This is a genomic window from Amycolatopsis sp. YIM 10, from assembly GCF_009429145.1.
GTDB lineage: Bacteria > Actinomycetota > Actinomycetes > Mycobacteriales > Pseudonocardiaceae > Amycolatopsis.
This window is the reverse complement of sequence record NZ_CP045480.1, coordinates 7692139-7716152: the sequence shown is the minus strand read 5'-3', so window position 1 is coordinate 7716152 and position 24014 is coordinate 7692139. Positions and strand designations below refer to the sequence as shown.

Genomic DNA, 24014 nt, shown 5'->3' with positions numbered 1-24014 from the left:
CACCGGAATGAACGCTGTGCTGGACTGGGATCTGGTACACGGGACCGTGCCGATCGTGGTCACGATGACCGGTCTGGCCGCCGGTGCCGTACTGCTGTTCCGGCGAGATCGCCGGTGGTGGGCGCGCACGGTGCCGATCACCGCCGCCGCCTGCGCCGCGGTGACCCTTCTGCTCTGGCTGGTCGTCGACGTCCTGTGGAAGCCCTTTCCCGACCCGGTTCCCAGGCGCGTGATCGCGTGGATCGGCGTCGCGCTGTTCGGCGCCGGACTGGCGATCGTGTGGTCACGGCGAAGCCGGTGGTCGCGGCGCGGTGTCAGCGTTCTCGCCGGCATCGTGGTGGTTCTGGCCGCCGGGGCGAACATCAACGCGCACTACGGGCATTTCCCCAGTCTGCGGGCGGCCCTCGAACTGCCACCCGCCAACGAGGTCCCGTTCAGCAGCCTCGGCCCGGCGACCGGGCCGGCCGTTCCGCGGTCTCCGGGACGCGCACTGCTCGACGACTGGCAGCCACCGCCCACGATGCCGGAGAACGGTGTGGTGACCCAAGTGTCCATTCCGGCGGCGGCGTCCCACTTTCCGGTTACCCGCAACGCGTACCTCTACCTGCCGCCCGCCTACCGGACCTCGCCCCGCCCGTTGCTGCCCGTGCTGGTGCTGCTCCACGGGCAGCCCGGCGCACCGCGTGACTGGATCGACGGCGGCGGGATCGCGGCGATGATGGACCGGTTCGCCGCGGCGCACCGGGGACTCGCGCCGGTCGTGGTGATGCCGGACAGCACCGGCAGCGCCTTCGGGAACCCGCTCTGCCTGGATTCACGCCTCGGCCGGAGCGAGACCTACCTGACCGGTGACGTTCCCGGCTGGATCAGCCGGAACCTGCAGGTCGATCCGGACACCAGGAGGTGGGCGGTGGGAGGTTACTCCTACGGCGGGACGTGCGCACTCCAGCTGGCCTTGCGTCAGCCGCAGGTGTTTCCCACCTTCGTGGACATCTCGGGCCAGGACGAGCCGACCCTCGGCTCGCGGGCGAAAACCGTCGACGAGGCCTTCGACGGGGACGAGCGGGCGTTCCGCCAGTTCAACCCGATGGACCTGCTCGCCACCCGCGGTTTTCCCGGGTCCGCCGGCGTCATCAGCGTCGGCGAGTCCGATTCGGAGTTCCGGCCGCAGCAACAGCGCGTTTTCGAGGCCGCGCGGCGCAACGGGATCGACGTGACCTGGCGTCAGACGCCGGGCTCGCACAACTGGCAAGCGTGGTCCGCCGGGCTGAACGCCTCACTCGACTGGCTGACCGGCCGGATGGGACTGGTGCAGCGGTGACGGCCTGGCTCGGCAAGTTCGCCCGGATTCCGCGGGCTTTTCCCTTCACCACGACCGTGGTGGCGCTGCTCTGGCTGATCGGGCTGGTCACCAGGAGCCTGTGGTCCGGTGGGCTCGCCCAGTGCGTCGGGCACACCGTTCTCGTCGTGGCTCTGTGCGGCTTCGCCGAACGGTACCTGACCTCCGTGCGGACCATGACGATCTTCCTGATCACCCAGGTGTTGGGCACGACGGCGACCGCGGTGCTGGTCATCGGGGCGGGTGCCGACCAGTGGTGGTCTCCCGACCTGCTGCCCGCGGTCGAGATCAGCCCGTCGGCAGGAGCCATCGGGGTCGCCGCGGCCGCGACCTCCGCCTTGCCCGTGGTCTGGCGGCGACGGCTGCGCCTGCTCCTCCTGCTGGCCGTGGTCATGCTCGCCCTGTACGTCGGCTCCTCGGCCCAGCTGTCGCAGGCCTTCGCGGCTCTGTTCGGGCTCGCGCTCGGCGTGCGCGCCGAACGCGAGCGCGCGGAGGCGCCGTCCAGCGGCGAGGCTCGCCTCCTCGTGGCTTTGGCCGTCGCGGCGTCGGCGGTCGGCCCGCTGGTCGCCGCGGTGTCGCAGACCGCGAGCGGCCCCCTTTCGGTGTTCCAGTACCTCCTGGTCGGCACGCAACCGGATCCCGGCGTCGTGGATCTCGTCTGCGCCGATCCCAGCGCGCCGGTGGAGTGCCACGTGCTGCGCGCCGAAATCCGGATGAGCGGGCTCGGGTCGGCCTTCATGTCGGTCATCCCGGTGGTTCTGCTGCTGGTGCTGGCCGAAGGGCTGCGCCGGGGCCGGAAGTTCGCCTGGTGGGCCACGATGGCCTTGAACGTCGCGCTCCTCGGGCTCGGCGCCGTGCTGCTGACGTCCTATCCGGACGAGCCGCTGCCGCTTTCCACATCGGACTGGGTGCAGACGCTGGTCCCGCTGGCGCAGCCGGTCGCCATCCTCGTCCTGCTGGTGGTGACCAGGGCCAGGTTCGAGGTGTCGGCACCGCGGGGCACCTACCGCGCGTTCGCCGCTCTCGCCGCCAAGACGCTGCTCGGCTGCGCCGTCGTCTACGTCTGGGGCGCCTATCTGCTCAGCGACCAGTTCGAACCCACGGCGACGCTCGCCGGGATCCTCACCGATCTCCCGACCCGGTTCGCCCCGCCCGGCTACCTCGGTGCCATCGAAACGGCCGTGCTGCCCAGCGGCTGGCTCGCCACGATGCTGCACCAGTGGATCGGGGTGGTCTTCTGGCTCATCGTGCTCACCGGTGGGTTGATCACCTTCCGGAAGGCCATCGTCGAACGGCGCGCGGCCGACCGCGCCCGTGCCCGCGAGCTGCTCGAGGCCCACGGCGGCACCTCGATGTCCCATATGATCACGTGGCCGGGCAACGACTACTGGTTCACCCCGGACGGTGACGCCGTCATCGCCTACCGCGTCATCTCCTCGGTCGCGCTCACCACCGGCGAGCCGGTCGGCGCACCCGCCGCCCGAAGCGCCGCCGCGGCGGAGTTCTCCCGGTTCTGCGCTCGCAACGGCTGGACACCGTGCTTCTACAGCATCACCGATGACCTCCGGCAGGACCTTCCGTCGTGGAACTCGGTGCAGGTCGCCGAAGAAACCGTCGTCCCGCTGGACGGACTGGAGTTCAGGGGAAAGAAGTGGCAGGACGTCCGCACCGCGATGAACAAGGCGGAGAAGTCCGGGGTCACCGCCGAATGGCTGTCCTACGCGGACGCTCCACAGTGGATGCGGGGGCAGATCGAGGCACTGTCCGGGGAATGGCTGGCCGACAAGGGGCTGCCGGAGATGCGGTTCACCCTCGGCGGCCTCGACGAGCTGGCCGATCCCGACGTCCGCTGCCTGGTCGCGGTCGACGAGGAGCGGCGGGTCCACGGCGTGACCAGCTGGCTGCCGGTCCGCAACGAAGGCCGGGTCGTCGCCTGGACACTGGACTTCATGCGCCGTGCCCCCGGCGCGTTCCCCGGTGTGATGGAGTTCCTGATCGCGTCCATGGTCCTCCGCTGCCGCGACGAAGGCTCCGAGTACCTGAGCCTGTCCGGCGCGCCGCTGGCGCGGCTCGACCGGGACGAGCGGAACGCGCTCCCGCAACGACTGCTCGACGTCGTCGGCAAGACGCTGGAACCCGTCTACGGATTCCGGTCCCTGCTGGCGTTCAAGGCCAAATTCCAACCCGCCTACCTCCCGCTGTACATGGCCTACCCCCGGGTGGCGGCGTTGCCGAGCATCGGCAACGCCATCGCCAGGGCGTACCTGCCGAGGGTCACCTTCGGGCAGGCTGTGCAGCTGCTCAGCAAGGTGATCACCCGCCGCTGACGCGGACCGGTGCCCCTGACGTCCTTGCGCTACTGTCCAATGAGGACATAACGGTGGAGGAAAGATGATCCAGAGCGTGCTGGTCGCGACAGCGATCGTGCTGTTGTGGACGATGACCGCGGCGCGGCTGGAGCGGTGGCAGATCACCGCACCGATGGCGATGGTCGCCGCCGGGGTGGCGATCGGGTTCAGCACCAGGAACGTGCTCGGGGTCAGCCTCAACACCGAGATCGCCCAGCACGTCGCCGAGCTCATCCTCGCCTTGCTGCTGTTCGTCGACGCCACCGCGGTCAAGGGCGGCTACCTCGGGCACGACGGCGGCCGGACCGTGGCCCGGCTGCTGTTCATCGCGTTGCCGCTGACCATCCTGATCACCATGGGTGTCGGCCAGCTGGTGCTGCCCGGTCTCGGGTGGGCGGCGGTGCTGCTGATCGCCTGCATCGTCGCCCCGACGGATTTCGCCCCGACGACGTCGGTGATCCGCGACGTGCGGCTTCCCGAGCGGGTGCGGACCGTGCTCAACGTGGAAAGCGGCTACAACGACGGCGTCGTCGCGCCCATCTTCCTCTTCGCGCTCATCCTGGCCGGGAGCCGCAGCCAGGCGAAGACCCCGCTCGACGCGCTGAAGGAAGCGGTCCCGGCCGCGCTGCTCGCCATCCTGGCCGGGCTGGTCGTCGGTGCGGTGACGGCGGTGGCGATGAACGTGACCTCCTCCCGCGGCTGGTCCACCGCCCATTCACTGCGGGTCGCGACGGTCGCCGTACCGCTGCTGACCTACAGCGCGGCGGTCGCCGTCGGCGGCAACGGCTTCGTCGCCGCCTTCATCTGCGGGATCGCCTACAAGGCCACCCGCCATCCCGGCGAGGACGAACTCGGCCTCGCCGACGAGGTCAGCTCCCTGTGCGGGCTGATGATGTGGTTCGTCTTCGGGAGCGCCTCGGTCCTCATGCTCGACTTCGGTTTCAGCTGGGGCGTTCTCGTCGTCAGCGCGGTCGCGCTGACCGTCGCCCGGCTCGTCCCGGTTCTGCTCACCCTGCACCGGACCGATCTGCGGTGGCGAGAGCGGATGACCGTCGGGCTGCTCGCCCCGCGCGGTGCCGCGTCGATCGTGTTCGGCCTGCTCGCCTTCAACTCCCTCGAAAACGACACGGCGGACGTCGCGCTGAGCATCATGGTCGTCACCGTGCTGGTCAGCGTGCTCGTCCACGGCTTCGGCGTCTCCGCGTTCCTCAATCTCAAAGGCGGCCGGGCGCAGAAAACCTAGTGGTCACGATCGGCATCCCCCAATGTGTGATCACAGCGTCGGTGGCAGGTCCAGCCATGGTTTGCCGGCGGCCTCGAATCCGGTGAGTTCGGCGATCTTGCCGTCGACGATGTGCAGGACCGCGATGGCGAACAGCCGGTACTCCGGGTCGTCGGGGGTGCGCAGGTACAGCGCGGCGGCGGGCATGCGGTTGACCGTCGTGGTGGTACCGCGCCAGTCGTCGTGGCCGCGCTGGAAGAGCCCACCGGAGACCCAGCCGTCCACCGCGTCCTTGGCCGTCGTGAGGTAGGTGTTCTGCCCGGGCAGCATCGCGAAGCGCAGGTCGTCGCGCAGCAGGGACGTCAGCCCGTCGAGGTCGTTGCGCTCGTGGGCGTCGATGTAGGACTTCACCACGTCGCGCTCGTCGGTCGAGAGCTCGTGGGTGGCGGGGCTGCGCCAGTCGAGGCGGTGGTCGGACAGCCGCTCGCGCATCGTCACGCGCGCCCGTTGCAGTGCGCTGGTCACCGAGGCGACGGTCAGCTCGAGGGCGTCGGCGGTCTTCGACGCCGGCCAGCCGAGGACGTCGCGCAGGATGAACACCGCCCGCTGCCGCGGCGGCAGGTGCTGGACGGCGACGATGAACGCCAGCTCGATCGTCTCCCGTGACACCACCGATTCCTGCGGGTCCTCGGGCAGCATCCGGTCGGGGTACGGCTGCAGGTTCAGCACCTCGGAGTCCGCCAGCCCGGAGGGTGCGAGTGTGCGGTTGCCGCGCTTGTCCAGGAAGTCGAGGCAGGCGTTCGTCGCGATCCGGTACAGCCAGGTCCGCAGCGTGGCGTGGCCCTTGAACGTCTCCCGCTTGTGCCAAGCTCGCAGGAACGTCTCCTGCGTCATGTCCTGGGCGTCCTCGTAGTTCGCGAGCATGCGGTAGCAGTGCACCTGCAGCTCACGCCGGTGGCGCTCCGTGAGAAGCGCGAACCGCGCCGCATCGGCGTCCAGCGGTCCAGCGTCGGTCATGGTCGTCAATCCTTCCGGTGCGAGGGGGCTACCAGAACTGACGACGTGGCGGAGGATTCCTGATCGGTGAAGCCGCTGCCACCCGCGCGGTAGACGCTCGGGCTCACACCGCGGACCCGCTTGAAGGCCGAACTGAAGGCGAAGCTGTCCGCATAGCCGACCTGGCGCGCCACCGACGCCACCGACGTACCCTGCCGGCGCAGCAGGTCGGCGGCCAGCGTCATCCGCCAGCCGGTCAAGTAGGCCAGGGGCGGTTCGCCGACCAGCGCGGTGAACCGGCGGGCGAACGCCGCCCTGGACGCACCGGCGACCTCGGCCAGGGTGACCACGGTCCACGGACGGCCCGGCTCGGCGTGCATGGCCCGCAGCACCGGCCCGATCATCGGGTCGCCGAGCGCGGAGAACCACGCGGGCGGCTCGGTGTCCTCGTGCGCGAACCAGGCCCGCAGCGTGCCCACCAGTAGAAGGTCCAGCAGCCGGTCCAGCACGACCTGCTGCCCGGGTTCGAGCGAGCACACCTCGTCGGCGAACAGCTTCAGTTCCAGGAACGGCACGGACTCGCCCGATACCACCAGCGCCGGGGGAAGCGCGTCCAGCAGCCGCCTGCCGACCTCGCCCGGCGCCCGGTACGCGCCGACCACGAGCGTGGCGCCGCCCCCGGTGGCCAATGGGCCGGGGGCAGGGCTGTCCACCAGGTACTCGCCGGACGGAGCGACCGTGCACAGCTCACCCCGGCGCACGGTCGCGACGGGCCGTCGGCCTGGTTCGTCGGCGACCACGAACGGCTCCGGCCCGCGGACCACGGCCATCGCGTTGGGGGTGAGCCGTACCGGCTCGCCCTCGGCGGGGATCACCCAGCCGGAGCCCGCCAGCGCCGCGCAGAGGGTCAGCGGGGCCTCGTGCACATACCGCACCGACCAGGGCGGCGTGAGCACCGAGTGGCCAAGCAGGGCACCGTCGGCACGGACGCCGCGAACCAGGTCGGCGAAAGGATCCATGACCACACCGTAGACGAATGGACATGCAATTGAGCAGATCGATGATGTTCTGTCTCCCGCTTCGGCGGTTGACTGGGTCTCATGACAACAACGACCTTGGTTCTCGGCGGCACCGGCAAGACCGGCCGCCACGTGGTTTCCGGCCTGCGTGCCGCGGGGCACCGGGTGCGGCCCGCGTCCCGCTCCGGTGAGGTGCGCTTCGACTGGGCGGACGAGTCCACCTGGGACGCCGCGGTGACCGGCGCCGAAGCGGTCTATCTGGTGTTTCCGGACGACGACGTGACCGGGGCCCGGCCGTTCATCCGGTTCGCCGTCGAGCACGGCGTGCGCCGTCTGGTCGCGCTGTCCGGGCGGGGCATCGAGGAGTACGGGCTGCCGGAGCTGCTGGACGTGGAGCACGCGGTCCGCGAGTCCGGTGTGGACTGGACGATCCTGCGGCCGAGCTGGTTCAACCAGAACTTCGACCTCGGCCAGTTCCGCGACTACGTGCTGGCCGGGGACCTGCGCGTGCCGACCGGCGGCGGGCGGGAGCCGTTCATCGACGCCACCGACATCGCCGCGGTCGCCGTGGCGGCGCTTACCGACCCCCGCCACGCCGGGCAGACCTACGAGCTCACCGGCCCGCGGTCGTTGAGCTTCGGTGAAGCGGCGGCGGAGATCGCCAGAGCTTCCGGCCGGAAGGTGACGTTCACCGACGTCACCGACGACGAATTCCTCAAGGAGCAGGAGGCCGCCGGGGTCCCGGAGAGCTGGGCGAAGCTGCTGGCGATGGTGTTCGGCAGGATCCGGCGCGGGGAGCACGAGCCGGTGAGCCCGGACGTCGCTGCCGTGCTCGGCCGCGACCCGATGGACTTCGCCGACTACGCCACGGGTGCCTGGGGCCGTAGCGCGGCCCGGTGACACTGCTGGTCACCGTCGCATCCTCGGATCGTGGGACGGGTCGGCGTACATGGGCGGGCAGCCGTGGTGAATGGCGTCGGGGCGCAGTTCGTAGTGCCACGGTTCGTTGCGGTAGATCTGGCACAGCCCGTACTCGGCGCCGCGCTCGGACAGCCACTTTCTGGCGTCGGCGGGTCCGATGTCGACCGCGTCCCCTGACACGTGAGCGGAGGTTTCCGGGGTGGCCACCCATCGGGCGGCTTCCTCCGCCGAACCGTATTTCGAAATCGCCTCGCGGAGCAGTTGCTCCTGGTAATCCGGGGAACGCCAGCCACCATTGACAAAAAACGCGACCCCGTCCTCCTCGGCGTCCTTCGCGGCCCGGCGCAGGGCGCCGAGCAGGCCGGGATCGAGATTGGCCACGGCCGGGGTCTCGTCGTCGAAGACCGGCACCGGGGTGGGGACGGCGCCGTGCGCCTTGCCGAGGGATCGCCGGACGGTCGCTGTTCGATTCATGCCCCAAGTCAAGGCAAGGTAATGTTGCGAGCACGTACGTGGTTTTGGATATGCCGACGATATGCGCCGGCTCGTAGCGTCGGAGTATGCGTGTGCTTGTTGTCGAGGACGAACCCTATATGGCGGAAGCCATCCGTGACGGTCTCCGGCTGGAGGCGATCGCGGCCGACATCGCCGGTGACGGCGACACCGCGCTGGAGCTGTTGAGCGTCAACACCTATGCCATCGCCGTTCTCGACCGGGACATTCCCGGGCCATCCGGTGACGAGATCGCCGAACGGATCGTCGCCTCCGGCGGCGGTATGCCGATCCTGATGCTCACCGCCGCCGACCGGATCGACGACAAGGCCTCCGGGTTCGAACTCGGTGCCGACGACTACCTCACCAAGCCGTTCGAACTACGGGAACTCGTGCTCCGGCTCAGGGCGCTCGACCGCAGGCGCGCCCACAGCCGGCCGCCCGTGCGGGAGATCGCGGGCCTGCGGCTGGACCCCTTCCGCCGGGAGGTCTTCCGCGACGGCCGTTATGTCGCGCTGACCAGGAAGCAGTTCGCCGTGCTCGAAGTACTCGTCGCCGCCGAAGGTGGGGTGGTCAGCGCCGAGGAACTGCTGGAACGGGCCTGGGACGAAAACGCCGACCCCTTCACCAACGCCGTGCGCATCACCGTCTCCGCCCTGCGCAAACGCCTCGGCGAACCCTGGCTCATCGCCACCGTGCCCGGCGTCGGCTACCGCATCGAGACCCCGACCGGACGCGAGGCAGGAGAACGTGGATAGAGCGCCCGGGTTGAGCGTCCGCCTCAAACTCACCCTGAGCTACGCCGGGTTCCTCATGCTCGCGGGCGCCTTGCTGCTCGGCGCGGTGTGGCTGTTCCTGCTGCGTTACGTGCCCGAGGTGATCTTCATCCCGGATCGGTCGCGCGAGCCGGGGGAGCCCGGTCCGCCCTTTGTGCCCAATCGCTCCGACCTGATCGAAGCCTTCGGCCCGAAGGCCGCCGCGGCGATGGTGTTCCTGCTGGTGTTCGGCCTGGTGGGTGGGTGGCTGCTGGCCGGCAGCATGCTCGCGCCCCTGACCCGCATCACCCATGCCACCCGCCTGGCCACGAACGGCTCGCTTTCCCACCGGATCCAGCTGGAAGGCAACCAGGACGAGTTCCGCGAACTCGCCGACGCCTTCGACACCATGCTCGCCCGGCTCGAAGCACACGTCGCCGAACAGCAGAGATTCGCCGCCAACGCCTCACACGAACTGCGCACCCCGCTGGCTATTACGCAGACGCTGCTCGAAGTGGCCCGCAACGATCCGCCCCGCGACAGCGGCGAACTCGTCGACCGCCTCCACTTCGTCAACACCCGGGCGATCGACCTCACCGAGGCACTGCTCCTGCTCAGCCGTGCCGACCAGCGGTCCTTCACCCGGGAGAGCGTCGACCTGTCCCTCATCGCGGAGGAAGCCACCGAAACACTCCTCCCGCTCGCCGAGAAACGCGGTGTCACCATCGAGACCTCCGGCGACATCACGCCCGCACTCGGCTCGCACGCGCTCCTGCTGCAACTGGCCTCGAACCTCGTGCACAACGCGATCGTCCACAACCTGCCCGAACAGGGCACCGTGTGGGTCACCACCAGCGTTCACCCCAAGACCGCGGTGCTCACCGTCGAGAACACCGGGCAGGTGCTCACCCCGCGATCGGTGTCCACCATGGTCGAGCCGTTCCAGCGCGGCAGCCAGCGCATCCGCACCGATCACGCGGGAGTCGGCCTCGGCCTGGCGATCGTGAAAAGCATCGCCCAGGCACACGACGGAACGCTCACCCTCGACCCCCGCCCCGACGGCGGGCTCCGCGTCACGGTCCGGTTACCCGCCGCGAGCTGAGCCCACGCCGCTCGGCGACCGCGGTGAGTACGTGCCGGGCCAGGACGACGTCCGCGTCAGGCATGCCGGCGGCCGACGCCTTGGCCGACATCGCCGCGAGCCGCGCCGGATCGGTGAGCACCGGGAGCAGGGTGGTCTCGATCCAGGCCGGGTCGAGGTCGGCGTCCTCGACGAGCAGCGCCCCGCCCGCCGCGACCACCGGCTCGGCGTTCAGCCGCTGCTCACCGCCGCGCAGCGGCAGCGGGACGTACGCGGCGGGCAGGCCGACAGCGGCCAGTTCGGCGCACGTCATCGCCCCCGACCGGCAGATCGCGAAGTCGGCCGCGGCGTAGGCGTACTGCATCTCGTCGACGTAGGGGACGACAACGTAGGGCGGATCACCGTCCGGCACCTCGACCACGTGCTGCGGTCCGGTGATGTGCAGCACCTGCACGCCGGCCGCGCGCAACGCCGGGGCCGCGCCGGACACCGCGGCGTTGATCGCCTTCGCGCCCTGCGAACCGCCGGTGACCATCAGCACCGGGCCGTCGGATCGCAGGCCGAACCGCCGCCGGGCCGCGTCACGCAGCGCGGGCCGGTCGAGCCCGGTGATCGCCGGGCGCAGCGGGATCCCGATGGCGGTGGCGCGAGCCAGCCGGACGCCCGGCGCGGCGGTGAACACGTGCGTGGTCAGCCGGGCCGCCAGCCGGTTGGCCACCCCGGGCAGGACGTTCGCCTCGTGGACCACGATCGGCAGGCCCCGCCGGCGGGCGGCCAGGTAGGCGGGCGCCGCCACGTAGCCGCCGAAACCGACCACGACCTCGGCCCGCACGCGGTCGAGCACCGCACCGGCCGCCAGCACCGAGTCACGCAACCTGGCCGGGGTGCTCAGCAGGGCCCGGTTCAGCCTGCGCGGCAGCGGCACCGGCGGGATGAGTTCGAGTGGATAACCGCGGGCCGGGACGAGCTTGGTGTCCAGGCCGCGGACGGTGCCGAGAGCGGTGATCTCGGCCGCGGGCTCGAGCCGGCGCAGCGCGTCCGCGAAGTTCATCGCGGGCTCGATGTGCCCGGCCGAATGGCCGCCGACCACAACGACGCGCGGTGCCGTCACGCCGCCCCTCCTCGGAGGTCACGCAGGAACCGGGATGAATTCCCCGTCTGGCTTAGGTAGCCGCGGCGCCGGTAGAACTCGTGTGCGTCTTCGCGGCGGTCCGCGCTGGTGACCTCGATGCGCACGCAGCCACGGCTCGCGGCGAACGATTCCGCCACCGCCACCAGCTGACCGCCGATGCCCTGGCCGCGTACCCGATCGGACACGACCAGCGCCACGATCCGCCCCCAGTAGCCCGCGCGTTCGAAGAACGGGCAAGCGAGGACCGCGATGAGGCCGAGAAGCTCGCCGTCCACGTCGGCCACATAAGCCGCGCCGTCCGGGTTGTCACCCCAGTTCCGGATCCGGTTCGCGGTCGCGGTGGTGTCGTCCTGGGGATAACCGAGCTGGTGCAGCAGCTCGTTGACGACCGCGGCGTCGGTGGGGTGTGCCGGTCGTATCCGCATGCCTTCTCTCATGGAGCTATTCGATGGGAAAGTCGAAATAGGTGTCCGGATAGGGCTCGTCCTTCAGCGTGTAGTGCCACCACTCGCACTCGTAGGAACTGAAACCGCAGGCCTCCATGATGTAACGGAGGTGCTGACGGTTTTCCGTTTCGATCCGCGTGAGACCCGGTGCGCCGTGATGTGAGATCGAATCCATCAGGTCGTGGTCGCCGCCCATCGACGCGAGTTCCCCGGTGGCCAGGTGGAAAAGCGTCAAGTCGACCGTGCTGCCCCGGCTGTGTCCCGACTTCTTGGCCACGTACCCCTGTTCGAACATCTCGGCTTTGTCGATGTGCGGGTAGTGCCGCAGCTTCGTCAGGCCGTCCTCCGGCTGCCGTGACCAGCGCAGAAAGCAGTCCACCGCGCGCTGCGGGCGGTAACCGTCCCAGATCAGCAAGCCGAAGCCGAAGGACGCGGCCTTTTCCTGCACATTCTCCAGAGCCGCGCACAACACCTTCGTGCCCACGATCCGGTTCACCGCGTACCCGTCCACCGGCTTGCCGGTGAAGTTGTCCCAGGTGGCGTACTTGGCATCCCAGCGTATTCCGGGCACCAACTCGTCCACGAAGGCGAAGTCCTCGTTCATTGGAGTTTCCCCGTCAACGTCAGCGTGACCATCCGGTCGATCATTTCGGTGAACGGCATTCCGGCAGCCGCCATCATCCTCGGATAACGGCTGTAGGAGGTCATCCCGGGAAAGGTGTTGACCTCGTTGAGCATCACCGTGCCGTCCTCGGTCAGGAACATGTCCACCCGTGCCAGCCCCGAGCACCCCAGTGCCCGGTAGATGTCCTTCGCCGTCTCCTGGACGAGCGATCGGGTCTCGGCCGGAAGGTCCGCCGGAACGGTGATCGTCGAGTTCTCCGAGCCGCTTTCCGGATTGCTCTCCTGGTGGATCTTGAAGAACCCGTGGGACAGCGAGATCTGGTCCACCTCACCGGCGATCAGCTCCAGCTCGTTCCCCAGGATGGCGCACCCGACCTCGCTGCCGACGACGGCCTCTTCGATCAGCACCTTCGAGTCGTACTGCCGTGCGGTCTCCACCGCGGCCGGCAGTTCCTCTTCGCGGGACACCTTGCTGACGCCGAACGACGAACCCGACCGGGCCGGCTTGACAAAAACGGGATAGGTGAGCACGCCGGGATCGATGTTCCCCTCCGCCGGGACGATCCAGAAGTTCGGCGTCGGGATTCCCGCGCCGGCGGTGACGACGTAAGCGAGTGACTTGTCCATGCACACCGCGGAACTCTGGACGTCGCAGCCGACGTAGGGGATGCCGGAGAGTTCCAGCAGGCCCTGCATCGCACCGTCCTCGCCGAGCTTGCCGTGCAGGACGGGCAGCACGACGTCCAGGCCGATCGTGTCGAACTTCCCCTGGTCCAGGACGAGCAATCCCTGGACACCGCGGTCCGGTGACAGCACGACCGGGCGGCCGGTTCCCTCCCAGCCCGCGTCGGGGCTGTCGCAGAGCAGCCAGGTGCCGCTCGTCGTGATCCCGATCCAGAACGGTTCGTACTTGTCGGCGTCGAGGTGCTTGGCGACCTCCCGCGCGGACTTGACGGAGACGGGGTGCTCCTCGGAAATCCCCCCGAAAACAATTCCGATTCTCATATCCAGTGCTGCTTTCTGCTTTCGAAGTTCAGGCAGTTGACGATGGAGTTCTCCACCGTGTCGGCCAGCGCGTGGTCCGTGTAGTAGGCGGTGTGCGGGGTGATGATCACGTTCGGCAGTTTCTGCAGCCGCGACCACAGATCGTTTTCGATGGGAGCGTTCCGGCGGTCCGCGTAGAATATCCCGTCCTCCCCTTCGAGGACATCCAGTGCGGCACCGCCCAAGTCGCCATGCTCCAACGCGGTCACCAGGGCCTCGGTGTCGATCAGTGAACCGCGTCCGGTGTTGATGACGTACGCGCCGCGCTTCATCTTCTCGATGCGGCGGCGATTCATGAGGTGGTGGGTATCGTCGTTGAGCGGCGCGTGGAGCGTGACGATATCGCTCTGCCGCAACAGTTCGTCCAGGGAGACGTACTCGACGGCGGCTCCGGGGCGGCTGTCGTAAGCCACCATGCGGCAGCCGAAGCCCCGGAGCCGGTCCATGACCGCTCCGCCGATGCGCCCCGTGCCGATGATCCCGACGGTCAGATCGCGCAGTTCTTTCCCCGGTGCGCCATTCAACCGGTAATCGTGGACGTCCACGCGCCTGATGGTGGATTTGGCGTTCCGCACCGCCATCAACATCAGCATCAAGGTGTAGTCGGCCACACTGTCCGGCGAATAGGCGACGTTCTCCACCGAAATTCCGACGCTTCGCGCGTATTCCACATCAATGTGGTTGCACCCGATGCTTCTCGTGGAGATGTACTTCACGCCGGCTTGACCGAGCGCGAGCAGGGTGCGATCGGTGATCGGAGTTTTGTGACCCACGCTGATGCATCGGTTTCCGGTCGCCAGCGCCACATTGGCTTCGCTTACCGCGTCCTCGATGATGGTCGGCTCGACACCGAAGCGAGGCGCCAGCTCACGGAACAGCACGGCCTCGTCCTGCCCGCACCCGTAAACCGTGATTCCCATTCCCGGAACGGTGGCGAAGGACCAGGACCCCAGCGAGCGGGCACGGCGGGTCGCCGTTCGTACTGGTTCGCGGTAGGTCATGCCCCCAGTCAAGCCAGTGCGGTGTTGCCGGTGCGTATGCGGTTTTCCATACGCCGACGATAAGTTACCGGCCGGTAGTGTCCAGCAGTCGCTCGCTCAGCTCCCAGAGTCGCCGTGCGGACCCGGGATCGATTCGTCCCGCGGCCGGGGGCGAGGTAGCGGGCGGCGAAGGCGCCGATCGACGCCGGGTCGAGGAGGTCCAGTTGCCCGATTTCGACGCGTTCGAGCCCGGCCAGCGCGGCCGAGTCCGACGTGGCCGCCGGTGATGATGACGTTCGTGCCTGACAGATCGATGCCCTGGAGGACCTCGTCGGCCGTCGAGGCAGCGGTGAAGCCGGAACCGATGGGGTGTTGTTTCTGAGTCACGTCATCACGCTGGGCACGTCCGTTCGTACGCTACTCGTCGGAAAGCGCGTTCAGCACCGCGTTCAAGCGGGAGGTGGGCCAATCACCGCTTCGCTACCGGCTCACCAGGAGCACGAGCCGGTGAGCGCGCCGTCGACCGGAACCGCGTTGTGGGTGCCGTGTTCATCGGCGGACCGCATCAGCGTGTGGGTGATCGACACGTGGGCCCAGGTGCCCAGCGCGACCAGCAGCACGCACCCGGCGATGACAAGCGGGCCACGACGGCTCCGGGGCTGCCGGTACCTGGCCAGCAGACCCGCCAGGCCCGCACCGGCCAGCAGGAACAAGATCACCGAGCCGAGTCCCCACAGCACCAGGCCGAAACCGGAGAACGCGGTGAGCTGACCCAGCCGGCACCGCAGCGTGGCATCGGTGGTCTGCCAGGCCAGCCAGCCGGAACCCAGCCACCACACCACGCAGCAGACGACAACCGCGGCGGCCACCCCGCTCGCCGCCACCCACTCCCGCCATCCGGCCCGCACGGCGCCACCGTATCGCGCGACGTCAGGCCTTCCGCCCACGTTTGCCCGGTCAGGAGCGGGTTGGCTGGTGAGCCGCGGCGTCACTGAGACTTGGGGAAGGCGGCGCGTAGCCGGGGCCCGTTGACGATGAACGCGGCCGGGACGAGGGTGACCGCACCGGCGATCTGCATCGCGGCGAACCACAGGGGGAGCGCACCGGGAATGCTGTCGATCCCGATGATCGCGATCGGCACGACCACCGAGATGATGCGCATGCGTACGTAGGCCCATCGGGCTCCTCGTGCGGCGAGCACGGTGAACCAGTGAGCCACCGCGGCGCTCGCGAACATTCCGGCGGTCCGGCCCCACATGAACGAGGTCACCTCGTCCCCGAGCAGGAACAGGATGACAACCGCGATGAGGACCGCGACGCTGAGCGCGCCGTAGGCCGCGACGGACTTTTTCACCTTGCCGAATTTTTCCACGTTCTTCCTTCCGTTGTGCATTCGAAGTTATGGAGACCGGGGCCGCGGCGGTATGGGCCTGGGCGCACGACAGGGTGTGGCTGGACCCACTTCGGCGTCGATCCCGGGTGGATCGGGTGCCAGACGGTGCACAGTGGACTCATCAGTCGTCCGGCGCGTGGAGGAGAATCGTGAGAGAACTGGGGCGTGCCTGCACCGGGTTCGTCCGGGCGGTCGTGCTGATGGTCGTCAGCCTGCTGGTCCCGGCCCTGTGGGCGGCCGCCGTGGCGTTGTGGCTGTGGTGGGGCGGGAGTCCGTGGTCGTGGATAGCGCCGGTCATTTGGGCGGCTATCGGTACTTTTGCCCTGTCCCGTCCGGTTTGCCGAATGTTCCGCTCGTTTGCCGAGAAATGGACGGGCACCGTTGTTCCCGGCGGTTACCGGCAGGCCGAACCGGTTACGCAGATGGCCACCGGATACTGGTGGAACGGTTTTTCCTATTCCCGCACCAGCCGGGACGCCCAGCGGGAGCAGCGGTGGCGGGTCTGGTGGAGCGATCCCGCGACCTGGCGTGACCTGCGGTTCACCGTGATCGCGCCGCTCACGGTCGGGCTGGTCGCGGCCGTTCCGCCTGCCGGGGTCGCGGTGGCGGTCCTCGGGTTCAGCCGCTCCTGGCTCATCGGGGTCGCCGGCCTGGTGGTGGCGGTGGTGAGCGCGCCCTACGCCTGGCGGCCCGTCCGGCCGGTGGCCGTCCGCTTCCTGCGCCCGTCGGCGGCGATGGCGCTGGCCGACCGGGTGGACGAGCTGACCGCCCAGCGCGCGGACACCACGGTCGCGCAGGCCGCCGAGATCCGCCGGATCGAACGGGACCTGCACGACGGGGCCCAGGGCAGCCTGGTCGCGCTCGGGCTCTCGCTGGCGACCGCGGAGAAACTGCTGGAAACCGATCCTGAGCAGGCCAAGGCGCTGCTGCGGGAGGCGCGCGCGGGTGCCGCCACGTCACTGGCCGAACTCCGCGACCTGGTCCGGGGCATCAGCCCGCCGGTGCTGACCGAGCGGGGGCTCGTCGACGCCGTCCGCGCCCTCGCCATGGACAGCCCGCTCGAAACCGGCGTCGACGCCGACGGCCTGCCACGCCTGGATCCGCCGATCGAGGCCGCCGTGTACTTCGGGATCGCCGAGTTGCTGACCAACGCGGTCAAACACGCTCACGCCGACCGTGCGCGGATCTCCATCGGCAGGGACAAAACCCGCCTGGTCGTGGTGGTCGAGGACAACGGCAGGGGCGGGGCCGCCATGCGTACCGGCGGTGGGCTCGAGGGACTCCGCCGTCGCCTCGCCGCCTTCGACGGCACGTGCGAGATCACCAGCCCGGCAGGCGGCCCGACCCGTGCGAGCATTGTGGTGCCATGCGAATCGTTGTAGCCGAAGACCTCTACCTCCTGCGTGACGGCATCGTCCGCCTCGTCGAGGCGTACGGGCACGAGGTGGTGGCGACGGCGGCCACCGGCCCCGAGACGCTCGACGCGCTGCTGAGGTGGCGGCCGGACGTGTCCATCATCGACGTCCGCATGCCGCCCGCCCAGTCCGACGAGGGCCTGCGCGCGGCCCTCGCCGCTCGCCGCGAGCTGCCGGGGCTACCGGTGCTGATCCTGTCCCAGCACGTCGAACAGCTGTATGCCCGCGAACTGCTGGCCGGTGGCGCCGGTGGCATCGGCTACTTCCTCAAGGAGAGCGTGTTCGACGCCGACCAGTTCATCGACGCGCTGCACCGCGTCGCCGACGGCGGGACGGCCATGGACCCCGCTGTCATCACGAAACTGTTCTCCAGCGGGACGTCGAACCGGCGACTCGAACGGCTCACCGAGCGCGAGCACTCGGTGCTCGGGCTGATGGCCGAAGGACTGTCCAACCAGGCCGTCGCCCAGCGGCTTTTCCTCAGCGAAAGCGCCATCAGCAAGTACACGACTTCGATCTTCGGCAAGCTCGGCATCACCGACGACGGCAACAACAACCGCCGCGTGCTGGCCGTGCTCACCTACCTGTCTTCGTCGGCCGCGTAGTACACCGCGGTCACGAATTCCGCGGATTGTTGGCCGTTTTCGGACAGGAACTGGTCTAGACCTGGACGTCCGGTGTGGGGCCGCACACACTCTGTTTCGCACGTTCCCCTCCCTGTCCCCGCCTCGAGGAGTTCTGATGCGTCGAAGAAACCTGCTCTCCCTGACCGCGACGGCCTGCCTGGTGCTGTCCGCTGTCACCGCCGGAACTGCCGCCGCCGCACCGGATGCGTCGCCAGGGCTCGTCTCGGCGATGCAACGCGACCTCGGCCTGACGGCCGATCAGGCACGCGCCCGGATGGCCGACGAAGCCGTCGCGAGCCGCGTGCTGCCGGTGGCGCAGGCGGCCGCCGGGGCCGCGTTCGGCGGTGCCTGGTTCGACCCCGGCCGCGGCAAGCTGGTCGTCGGGGTCACCGATCCCGCCGCGGCGGACGCCGTGGAGAACACCGGCGCGGTCACCACGCCGGTCTCGATCAGCGCCGCGGAACTGGATGCCGTCAAGGCCACCATCGACGCCGGGAAGGCACCGGCCGAGGTCAGCGGCTGGCGCGCCGATCCCCGCGCCGGCAGCGTGGTCATCACAGTCCAAAGTGGAGCTTCGAGCCCGGAGCTGACCGCGTTCCTGGAGAAGGCGCGCGAGGCGGGCCCGGTAACCGTGGAGACCGGGCCGAAGCCGGTCAGCTTCGCGGCCGGCACCGTCGGCGGCGATCCCTTCTACATCAACGGGAACACGCGCTGCTCGATCGGCTTCTCGGTGCACGGCGGTTTTGTCACCGCCGGTCACTGCGGGGGCGTCGGCAGCTCGGTCACCGGCTGGGACGGCTCGGCGATGGGCACCTTCAAGGGCTCTTCCTTCCCCGGCGACGACCTCGCCTACGTCGGCATCGGCCACGGCTGGTGGACCGCCCCGGTGGTGCTCGGCTGGGGCACGGTCAGCGACGCGCTGGTCCGCGGTTCGTGGGTGGCCCCGCCGGGCACCTCGGTGTGCCGCTCCGGCTCGACCACGCACTGGCACTGCGGCACCGTGCTCGCGCACAACGAGACGGTGAACTACGCCCAGGGCGCGGTGCACCAGATGACCAAGACCAGCGTCTGCGCCCAGCCAGGTGACTCCGGTGGCTCGTTCATCACCGGCGACCAGGCACAGGGCGTGACCTCCGGCGGCTGGGGCAACTGCAGCTCCGGCGGCGAGACCTGGTTCCAGCCGGTCAACGAGATCCTGCAGCGGTACGGGCTGTCACTGGTGACGGCCTGACGGCCGCGTCCCGCCCCACCGGCGCCGGTGGGGCGGGACCTGCCTAGTAAGGTCATCGGCGATGAGCACGCAGCCGCTGGATCGAGTCGTTCCGGTGCCGGGCCTGACCGGTGGCAAGGTGCGCCTGCGCGCCGTCACCCCCGCCGACCGGCGCACGCTGACCGGGTTCGACCGCGAGTCCGCCGCCCGCGGCGCGATCGGCCGCTACCAGCACTGGGCGGCCCACCGCAGCGGCGACAACCTGCAGTTCGCCATCGAAACCCGGTACAGCGGCCTGCTCGTCGGCTCGATCTCGGTGATCCTCGACGTGGACGGCCGGGTCGGCCGGTTCAGCTACGGCGTCGGCATCGGCGACTCCTACCGCCGCTGCGGGTACGCCGCCGACGCGATCACCGTGCTGCTGTCCCACATGTTCTTCGAGCGCGGCTACCGCAAGTGCGTGGTCGGCATCTACGGCGGCAACGTGCCCTCGCTGTCGCTGCACGGGGTGCTCGGCTTCCGCGAGGAACGCCGCATCCGCGACACCGAACTGCATCTCGGCGGGGTCAAGTACCTGGTCAGGATGGCGATCACGGCACCGGAGTTCGCCGCCTACCGCCGTCCGCCGGAGCCGCAGCGCGGACGGCACGCGCGCACCCGCCGCGGCCGCCACTGGCTCAACGACAAGTCGGCCTGACCGCTCTCATCCCCGCCACCGCAGCACTTCCAGTGCGGCCGCCACGCTGATCGCGTTCTCGGCCAGCGGCTGGGGGAGCAGTTCGCCGGCCCGGGCCAAGCGGCGCAGGACGGTGTTGCGATGGGTGTACAGCCGTTCCGCGGTACGGCTGGCGTTGCCCAGTTCCCGCACGTAGGTCAGCACCGTCTCCCGCGTTTCGGCGTCAGCGGCTATCAGGTCGCCCAGTGTGTCGGCGAGGAACTCGTCGGCCTGCTCGGGTTGGCCGGTGAGCAGCGCGGCGAGCTGGACGTCGGAGTAGCGGGCGAACTGCCGCGGTGAGGTGAGCCTGGTCAGCATCCGCTGTGCGGTGACGGCGTCGAGATGGCTGCGGCGGAAGCCGTCGACGTCGGTGCCGGGACGGCCGAGCGCGACTCTGGCCTCGGGATAGGCGGCCAGTTCGGCGGACATCGGCGCGGTGCCGACCGGCAGCCACACCCAGAGCGCGGCGGCACCGGCCACCACGGTCAGCCGGTGGGTGGCGCCCGCCGCGCGCATGACGGCTTCGGCGGCGGCCTCCAACTGGTCCGACGCCGTGCCCGACGCGCTCCAGATGATCGCGGCGGTGTGCCGTCCGGTCAGGCCGTAACCGAGCTGTACCTCAGCGCGGGCCCGGCTGATCGGCGCGCCCTCCAGCAACAGCGTGACCGCGGCCCGCCGCTCGGCGTGGGCGCCGCGGGTCAGTTCGGCGCGTTCGGTTTTCATCTGCTCGGTGACCGCGGCGACGGTGTCGTCGATGAAGGTGGCGATGGACAACGCGGAGACGTTGAGCAGTTCACGCAGCGCCGCCGGATCGTCGGTCAGTTCGAAGCAGATGTCCATCCACCGGCGCCAGGCCACGCCCTGCGCCGTGCGGTAGGCCTCCAGCGCGCTCTCGTCGAGTCCGCGCCGGACCAGGTCGCGGGCGGATTCGAGGAGTTCGGGCGCGGTGTTGGCCGGTACCCGCTTCCCGGGGTGCGAGACGTTCGCCGCCGCCCAGTGCCGCAGGTTCGCCAGATTGGCCCGGCGGGTGGCCGCGGCGAGTACCGGGTCCTCGGCCACCGGCCGCATCCGCTGCCCGCCGAGCGAGGCCGCGTGCAGTTCCTCCAGCCAGTCCGGGCGCAGGTCCAGCACGATTTCCGCGCCACGCCGGAACAGCCGGCGCCCGCGGGCGGACAGCTGCGGCCAGGCAGCACTTTGCACCATCAACGCAGCATGCTGGTGCGTGTTGCACTGGCGCAAGACCCCGGCATCAGCGCAGAGTACTGAGATGACCACCTCGCAGACCCCCGTCGAGCACCTCGACGTGCTCGTGGTCGGCGCCGGGATCTCCGGGATCGGAGCCGGCCGCTACCTCAAGGCCGAGCACCCGGCGAAGAGCTTCGCCATCCTGGAGGCGCGCGCGGCCTCGGGCGGCACCTGGGACCTGTTCCGCTATCCCGGCATCCGCTCGGACTCCGATCTGCACACGTTCGGCTACGAGTTCAAGCCGTGGCGGGACGAGCAGTCCATCGCCGACGCGCCGCGCATCCTGTCGTACCTGCGCGAGACCATCGCCGAAAACGGGCTGGACGCGCACATCCGCTACCACCACCGCCTGGTCGGCGCCGCGTGGTCCAGCGAGACGGCCCGGTGGACGGTCGACGTCGAGCGCACCGGCACCGGGGAGCGGCTGCGGCTCAGCGCGAACTGGCTGTTCGCCGCCGGTGGTTACTACCGCTACGACGAGGGCTTCACCCCGCACTTCGAAGGGCGCGAACGGTTCCAAGGCCCGGTCGTGCACCCGCAGCACTGGCCGGAAGACCTCGACTACCAGGGCAAGCGGGTCCTGGTGATCGGCAGCGGCGCCACCGCGGTCACCCTGGTGCCCGCGATGGCGGGGACCGCCGCGCACGTGACCATGCTGCAGCGCACGCCGACCTACGTGATGCCGGTGCCGCGCGAGGACAAGCTGGCCAACCTGGCGCGCAAGGTGTTCGGCGAGGAGCGCGGTTACGCGCTGGCCCGCCGCAAGAACATCGCCAAGCAGCTCGCCGTCTGGAAGTTCTGCCAGCGCTTCCCGAAGACGGCCCGGCGGTTGATCCGCTGGGTCAACACCAAGCAGCTGCCCGCCGGTTATCCGGTCGACGAGCACTTCAACCCGCCCTACGACCCGTGGGACCAGCGGCTGTGCGCGGTGCCGAACGGGGACCTCTTCCGCGAGATCCGCCGTGGCACGGCTTCGGTGGTGACCGACCGGATCAGCACCTTCACCGAACGCGGAGTGCTGCTGGAGTCCGGCCGGGAGCTGGAGGCCGATGTCATCATCACCGCCACCGGCCTGAACGTGCAGGCCTTCGGTGGGGTCGGCCTGACCGTGGACGGCAAGCCGGTCGAGCTGTCGGAAACCCTGGCTTACAAGGGCATGATGCTGTCCGGGGTGCCGAACTTCGCCTTCGCCATCGGATACACGAACTCCTCGTGGACGCTCAAGGTCGGCCTGCTGTGCGAGCACCTCTGCCGTCTTCTGTCCTATATGGACGAACACGGCCACGACACCTGCCGCCCGGAACCCGCCGATCCGTCGATGCCGACCCGGCCGCTGCTGGACTTCGCCGCCGGTTACGTCCAGCGCGCGGTGGGCCAGTTGCCCCGCCAGGGCGATCGCATGCCCTGGCTGATGTCGATGAGTTACCACGCCGACGTCAAGCTGCTGCGGTCGGACAGCGTGGCCGACCCGGAGCTGCGGTTCTCCCGCGCCGAAGTGCTCGTCTGATCGTGACCACTCAGTCGAACCAGATGTCGTCCATGTGGAGCACGGAGTCCTCGGTGTGGCGGACGCGGAACTCCGACATCTTCAGCGCTTCGTAGCCCCACGGCTCGAACGGGTGCAGCAGGACTTCGCCGAAGCTCGCCCACGGCACCGTCCACGGTTCCCCGGACAGGTCGATGTGGTTGTGCGCCAGCACTTCCGGGGTGATGCCGACGGCACGGGCGATGGCGTGCGGATCGCCGTCGAGGTGGAAGGGCTCGGCGGCGGGCCAGCCTTCGGTGTGCAGCGTCGCCCCGCCCGGCAGGCGGACGACGGTCTCCTCATGGGTCTCGCCCTGGTCGATTTCGGTCGAGCCGATGATCCGCGCCTGGGGGAAACGCTCGGCCAGGGCACGGGTTTGGGCCAGCAGCGTGAGGTCGAGGCCGTTGTCGACCAGCGAGTAGTCGGACACCGCGATGACGTTGCCCCAGTACCCGACCTGGATCAGCTCCAGGTCCGCACGCGTCTCGGGGAGGTCGGGATCAGTGTCGGTGGCCGGGCGTTCTTCGAGCACCGCTTCGACGGTGGGCCACGATTCCGCGAAAGCCCTGGCCTTCACCGGATCGTGCGGGGCGAAGGCCAGGGGGCTTTCGGGGGTGAGCGGGGCGTACGGGGCGAACGGCGGCAGGACGATGGTGATCCGGCCTTCGCCGTAGCCGCGTATTTCCTGCTCGGGCGGGTGATCCCAGAGTTCGGTGCTGGTCATGCCGGGCACCGTAGTGGGTCTAGACCCCGGAAGTGTTCCGGATCCAGGTACGGTTCGCGGAAATGCTGGTGTGCGTGGAGGTGTCCACCTTGTTGCCGGCGATGTGCACGCCGACCTGACGGCCGCCGACGAACACCGGGCCGCCCGAGTCGCCGCCGTTGGTCAGCCCGTTGCCCCGGTGGGCGCGGATCAGCCCGTTGCTCACGCTGATCACGTCCATCTGGGCGACCTTGAGATTGCGCTGCAGCACACCGTCCTCGTTGTAGCCCCAGCCGTAGACCTGCTCGCTGTCCCCGACGGCCACCGAGGTGCCGAGCGTGGCGTAGGTGGTGCTGACCGACCGGTCGAGTCTGAGCAGCGCGATGTCGGCGCCGCTGGGCGGGGTGTGGATGGCGGACACCGCCGCGTAGGTTCCGGCCTGGTGGTCGACGTTGCCGACCTTGACCGAGTACGTGGCGCCGGGCTCGTCGATGCAGTGCTGGGCGGTGAGCACCCAGGTGGCGCTGATGATCGAGCCGGAGCACCACTGCTGGCCGTTCTGCTGGACCATCGCGGCCCACGGCCCGGATTTGGCGTATTCGCCGTCGATGATGGGGGCGGCACCGGCCGCCGGGGTGACCGCCGCCAGCCCGGCGACGCTGAGCAGGGCGGTGAGCAGGCCTCGGATGCGTGTCGACTTCTTCACTGGGTTGCCTTCCACTACGGGAACACGGGGGAGAAAAGGCAGCGCCCAGGGGTCGCCCAGGCCCGATCCGGTACCGG

At 69.5% G+C, this 24014-nt stretch carries 24 protein-coding genes and 1 pseudogene; 12 read left to right on the top strand and 13 right to left on the bottom strand.

The genetic code is table 11. The features are described from left to right. Window positions 1-7: 7 nt before the first annotated feature. The 3 genes from YIM_RS36390 to YIM_RS36380 all read left to right on the top strand — a co-directional run bounded on the left by YIM_RS36390 (window position 8) and on the right by YIM_RS36380 (window position 4930). Complete coding sequence (locus tag YIM_RS36390) at window positions 8-1321, top strand: alpha/beta hydrolase family protein (protein ID WP_153034693.1); 1314 nt, start codon at window positions 8-10, stop codon at window positions 1319-1321. Next, window positions 1318-3666 (top strand): bifunctional lysylphosphatidylglycerol flippase/synthetase MprF, encoded by a 2349-nt coding sequence (locus YIM_RS36385; protein ID WP_153034692.1) that lies wholly within the window; start codon window positions 1318-1320, stop codon window positions 3664-3666. The genes YIM_RS36390 and YIM_RS36385 overlap by 4 nt, the downstream gene beginning before the upstream one ends. A 64-nt stretch (window positions 3667-3730) precedes the next feature. After that, on the top strand, window positions 3731-4930 hold the full coding sequence (locus YIM_RS36380; protein ID WP_153034691.1) for a sodium:proton antiporter: 1200 nt from the start codon (window positions 3731-3733) through the stop codon (window positions 4928-4930). Between the two features lie 30 nt (window positions 4931-4960). On the opposite strand, the gene YIM_RS36375 is transcribed toward YIM_RS36380, so the two are convergent. Both YIM_RS36375 and YIM_RS36370 read right to left on the bottom strand, forming a co-directional pair. Next, window positions 4961-5926, bottom strand: coding sequence for an RNA polymerase subunit sigma-70 (locus tag YIM_RS36375; RefSeq protein WP_153034690.1), 966 nt, complete (start codon window positions 5924-5926; stop codon window positions 4961-4963). A 5-nt stretch (window positions 5927-5931) separates the two neighbouring features. Beyond that, complete coding sequence (locus tag YIM_RS36370; RefSeq protein ID WP_153034688.1) at window positions 5932-6924, bottom strand: AraC family transcriptional regulator; 993 nt, start codon at window positions 6922-6924, stop codon at window positions 5932-5934. Window positions 6925-7005: 81 nt separating this feature from the next. Here YIM_RS36370 and YIM_RS36365 point away from each other — a divergent pair, with 81 nt between their 5' ends. Next, complete coding sequence (locus tag YIM_RS36365; protein ID WP_194239864.1) at window positions 7006-7824, top strand: NAD(P)H-binding protein; 819 nt, start codon at window positions 7006-7008, stop codon at window positions 7822-7824. A gap of 9 nt (window positions 7825-7833) precedes the next feature. On the opposite strand, the gene YIM_RS36360 is transcribed toward YIM_RS36365, so the two are convergent. Further along, complete coding sequence (locus tag YIM_RS36360) at window positions 7834-8319, bottom strand: M15 family metallopeptidase (RefSeq protein WP_153034687.1); 486 nt, start codon at window positions 8317-8319, stop codon at window positions 7834-7836. 86 nt (window positions 8320-8405) lie between these two features. Here YIM_RS36360 and YIM_RS36355 point away from each other — a divergent pair, with 86 nt between their 5' ends. Then, window positions 8406-9095: a response regulator transcription factor gene (locus YIM_RS36355; protein WP_153034685.1), complete on the top strand. Its 690-nt coding sequence runs from the start codon at window positions 8406-8408 to the stop codon at window positions 9093-9095. Window positions 9096-9105: 10 nt separating this feature from the next. Next, window positions 9106-10194: a sensor histidine kinase gene (locus tag YIM_RS36350; protein ID WP_370468908.1), complete on the top strand. Its 1089-nt coding sequence runs from the start codon at window positions 9106-9108 to the stop codon at window positions 10192-10194. On the opposite strand, the gene YIM_RS36345 is transcribed toward YIM_RS36350, so the two are convergent. The 5 genes from YIM_RS36345 to vanH are packed head-to-tail and all read right to left on the bottom strand — an operon-like array spanning window position 10166 to window position 14339. Further along, window positions 10166-11284, bottom strand: a complete 1119-nt coding sequence (locus YIM_RS36345; protein WP_153034682.1) for a glycosyltransferase — start codon at window positions 11282-11284, stop codon at window positions 10166-10168. The genes YIM_RS36350 and YIM_RS36345 overlap by 29 nt on opposite strands. Next, complete coding sequence (locus YIM_RS36340; protein WP_228004251.1) at window positions 11281-11742, bottom strand: GNAT family N-acetyltransferase; 462 nt, start codon at window positions 11740-11742, stop codon at window positions 11281-11283. Before YIM_RS36340 ends, YIM_RS36345 begins: the two co-directional genes overlap by 4 nt. Window positions 11743-11746: 4 nt before the next feature. Next, a complete protein-coding gene (gene vanX / locus YIM_RS36335) occupies window positions 11747-12355 on the bottom strand; it encodes a D-Ala-D-Ala dipeptidase VanX (protein WP_153034679.1) in 609 nt (202 codons plus the stop codon). Continuing rightward, window positions 12352-13380 carry a D-alanine--(R)-lactate ligase gene (vanA, locus tag YIM_RS36330; RefSeq protein ID WP_153034678.1) on the bottom strand — a complete coding sequence of 343 codons (1029 nt, stop codon included), beginning with the start codon at window positions 13378-13380 and terminating at the stop codon, window positions 12352-12354. Before vanA ends, vanX begins: the two co-directional genes overlap by 4 nt. Further along, window positions 13377-14339: a D-lactate dehydrogenase VanH gene (gene vanH, locus YIM_RS36325; protein WP_228005061.1), complete on the bottom strand. Its 963-nt coding sequence runs from the start codon at window positions 14337-14339 to the stop codon at window positions 13377-13379. The genes vanA and vanH overlap by 4 nt, the downstream gene beginning before the upstream one ends. Before the next feature lie 481 nt (window positions 14340-14820). Between vanH and YIM_RS50145 the strand changes: the two are divergent. Next, window positions 14821-14910: pseudogene (locus YIM_RS50145) on the top strand (hypothetical protein); the annotation flags it as partial. Here the strand turns inward: YIM_RS50145 and YIM_RS36315 are convergent. Both YIM_RS36315 and YIM_RS36310 read right to left on the bottom strand, forming a co-directional pair. Next, entirely contained in the window at window positions 14888-15307 is a 420-nt protein-coding gene (locus YIM_RS36315) for a hypothetical protein (RefSeq protein ID WP_153034675.1), read from the bottom strand. The pseudogene YIM_RS50145 and the gene YIM_RS36315 sit on opposite strands and share 23 nt — an antisense overlap. Window positions 15308-15387: 80 nt before the next feature. Continuing rightward, window positions 15388-15753: a hypothetical protein gene (locus tag YIM_RS36310; RefSeq protein ID WP_228004250.1), complete on the bottom strand. Its 366-nt coding sequence runs from the start codon at window positions 15751-15753 to the stop codon at window positions 15388-15390. A 188-nt stretch (window positions 15754-15941) separates the two neighbouring features. Here YIM_RS36310 and YIM_RS36305 point away from each other — a divergent pair, with 188 nt between their 5' ends. The 4 genes from YIM_RS36305 (at window position 15942) to YIM_RS36290 (ending at window position 19740) form a co-directional block, all read left to right on the top strand. Continuing rightward, complete coding sequence (locus YIM_RS36305) at window positions 15942-17174, top strand: sensor histidine kinase (RefSeq protein ID WP_228004249.1); 1233 nt, start codon at window positions 15942-15944, stop codon at window positions 17172-17174. Next, window positions 17159-17812, top strand: a complete 654-nt coding sequence (locus YIM_RS36300) for a response regulator transcription factor (protein WP_153034672.1) — start codon at window positions 17159-17161, stop codon at window positions 17810-17812. The genes YIM_RS36305 and YIM_RS36300 overlap by 16 nt, the downstream gene beginning before the upstream one ends. A 136-nt stretch (window positions 17813-17948) precedes the next feature. Then, window positions 17949-19064: a S1 family peptidase gene (locus tag YIM_RS36295; protein WP_153034670.1), complete on the top strand. Its 1116-nt coding sequence runs from the start codon at window positions 17949-17951 to the stop codon at window positions 19062-19064. A gap of 61 nt (window positions 19065-19125) precedes the next feature. Next, a complete protein-coding gene (locus tag YIM_RS36290; RefSeq protein ID WP_153034668.1) occupies window positions 19126-19740 on the top strand; it encodes a GNAT family N-acetyltransferase in 615 nt (204 codons plus the stop codon). Between the two features lie 6 nt (window positions 19741-19746). Here YIM_RS36290 and YIM_RS36285 read toward each other — a convergent pair whose 3' ends face one another. Further along, on the bottom strand, window positions 19747-20961 hold the full coding sequence (locus YIM_RS36285; RefSeq protein WP_153034667.1) for a CdaR family transcriptional regulator: 1215 nt from the start codon (window positions 20959-20961) through the stop codon (window positions 19747-19749). Between the two features lie 64 nt (window positions 20962-21025). Here YIM_RS36285 and YIM_RS36280 point away from each other — a divergent pair, with 64 nt between their 5' ends. Beyond that, the gene (locus YIM_RS36280; RefSeq protein WP_153034666.1) at window positions 21026-22510 is read left to right on the top strand and encodes an NAD(P)/FAD-dependent oxidoreductase; all 1485 of its coding nucleotides are present in this window, start codon (window positions 21026-21028) and stop codon (window positions 22508-22510) included. 10 nt (window positions 22511-22520) lie between these two features. Here the strand turns inward: YIM_RS36280 and YIM_RS36275 are convergent, their stop codons facing one another. Together YIM_RS36275 and YIM_RS36270 are read right to left on the bottom strand one after the other, a co-directional pair. Then, window positions 22521-23252: a DUF6333 family protein gene (locus YIM_RS36275; RefSeq protein ID WP_153034664.1), complete on the bottom strand. Its 732-nt coding sequence runs from the start codon at window positions 23250-23252 to the stop codon at window positions 22521-22523. Between the two features lie 19 nt (window positions 23253-23271). After that, window positions 23272-23937 (bottom strand): trypsin-like serine protease, encoded by a 666-nt coding sequence (locus YIM_RS36270; RefSeq protein WP_153034662.1) that lies wholly within the window; start codon window positions 23935-23937, stop codon window positions 23272-23274. Window positions 23938-24014 lie beyond the last annotated feature (77 nt).

What these genes read in the sequence shown, in the direction of transcription:
- YIM_RS36390 (WP_153034693.1), top strand. Translation starts at nt 8, where the DNA reads ATGAACGCTGTGCTGGACTGGGATCTGGTACACGGGACCGTGCCGATC.
- YIM_RS36380 (WP_153034691.1), top strand. Translation starts at nt 3,731, where the DNA reads ATGATCCAGAGCGTGCTGGTCGCGACAGCGATCGTGCTGTTGTGGACG.
- YIM_RS36375 (WP_153034690.1), bottom strand. Translation starts at nt 5,926, where the DNA reads ATGACCGACGCTGGACCGCTGGACGCCGATGCGGCGCGGTTCGCGCTT.
- YIM_RS36370 (WP_153034688.1), bottom strand. Translation starts at nt 6,924, where the DNA reads ATGGATCCTTTCGCCGACCTGGTTCGCGGCGTCCGTGCCGACGGTGCC.
- YIM_RS36365 (WP_194239864.1), top strand. Translation starts at nt 7,006, where the DNA reads ATGACAACAACGACCTTGGTTCTCGGCGGCACCGGCAAGACCGGCCGC.
- YIM_RS36360 (WP_153034687.1), bottom strand. Translation starts at nt 8,319, where the DNA reads ATGAATCGAACAGCGACCGTCCGGCGATCCCTCGGCAAGGCGCACGGC.
- YIM_RS36355 (WP_153034685.1), top strand. Translation starts at nt 8,406, where the DNA reads ATGCGTGTGCTTGTTGTCGAGGACGAACCCTATATGGCGGAAGCCATC.
- YIM_RS36340 (WP_228004251.1), bottom strand. Translation starts at nt 11,742, where the DNA reads ATGAGAGAAGGCATGCGGATACGACCGGCACACCCCACCGACGCCGCG.
- vanX (WP_153034679.1), bottom strand. Translation starts at nt 12,355, where the DNA reads ATGAACGAGGACTTCGCCTTCGTGGACGAGTTGGTGCCCGGAATACGC.
- vanA (WP_153034678.1), bottom strand. Translation starts at nt 13,380, where the DNA reads ATGAGAATCGGAATTGTTTTCGGGGGGATTTCCGAGGAGCACCCCGTC.
- vanH (WP_228005061.1), bottom strand. Translation starts at nt 14,339, where the DNA reads ATGGGAATCACGGTTTACGGGTGCGGGCAGGACGAGGCCGTGCTGTTC.
- YIM_RS36300 (WP_153034672.1), top strand. Translation starts at nt 17,159, where the DNA reads ATGCGAATCGTTGTAGCCGAAGACCTCTACCTCCTGCGTGACGGCATC.
- YIM_RS36295 (WP_153034670.1), top strand. Translation starts at nt 17,949, where the DNA reads ATGCGTCGAAGAAACCTGCTCTCCCTGACCGCGACGGCCTGCCTGGTG.
- YIM_RS36290 (WP_153034668.1), top strand. Translation starts at nt 19,126, where the DNA reads ATGAGCACGCAGCCGCTGGATCGAGTCGTTCCGGTGCCGGGCCTGACC.
- YIM_RS36285 (WP_153034667.1), bottom strand. Translation starts at nt 20,961, where the DNA reads ATGGTGCAAAGTGCTGCCTGGCCGCAGCTGTCCGCCCGCGGGCGCCGG.
- YIM_RS36280 (WP_153034666.1), top strand. Translation starts at nt 21,026, where the DNA reads ATGACCACCTCGCAGACCCCCGTCGAGCACCTCGACGTGCTCGTGGTC.
- YIM_RS36275 (WP_153034664.1), bottom strand. Translation starts at nt 23,252, where the DNA reads ATGACCAGCACCGAACTCTGGGATCACCCGCCCGAGCAGGAAATACGC.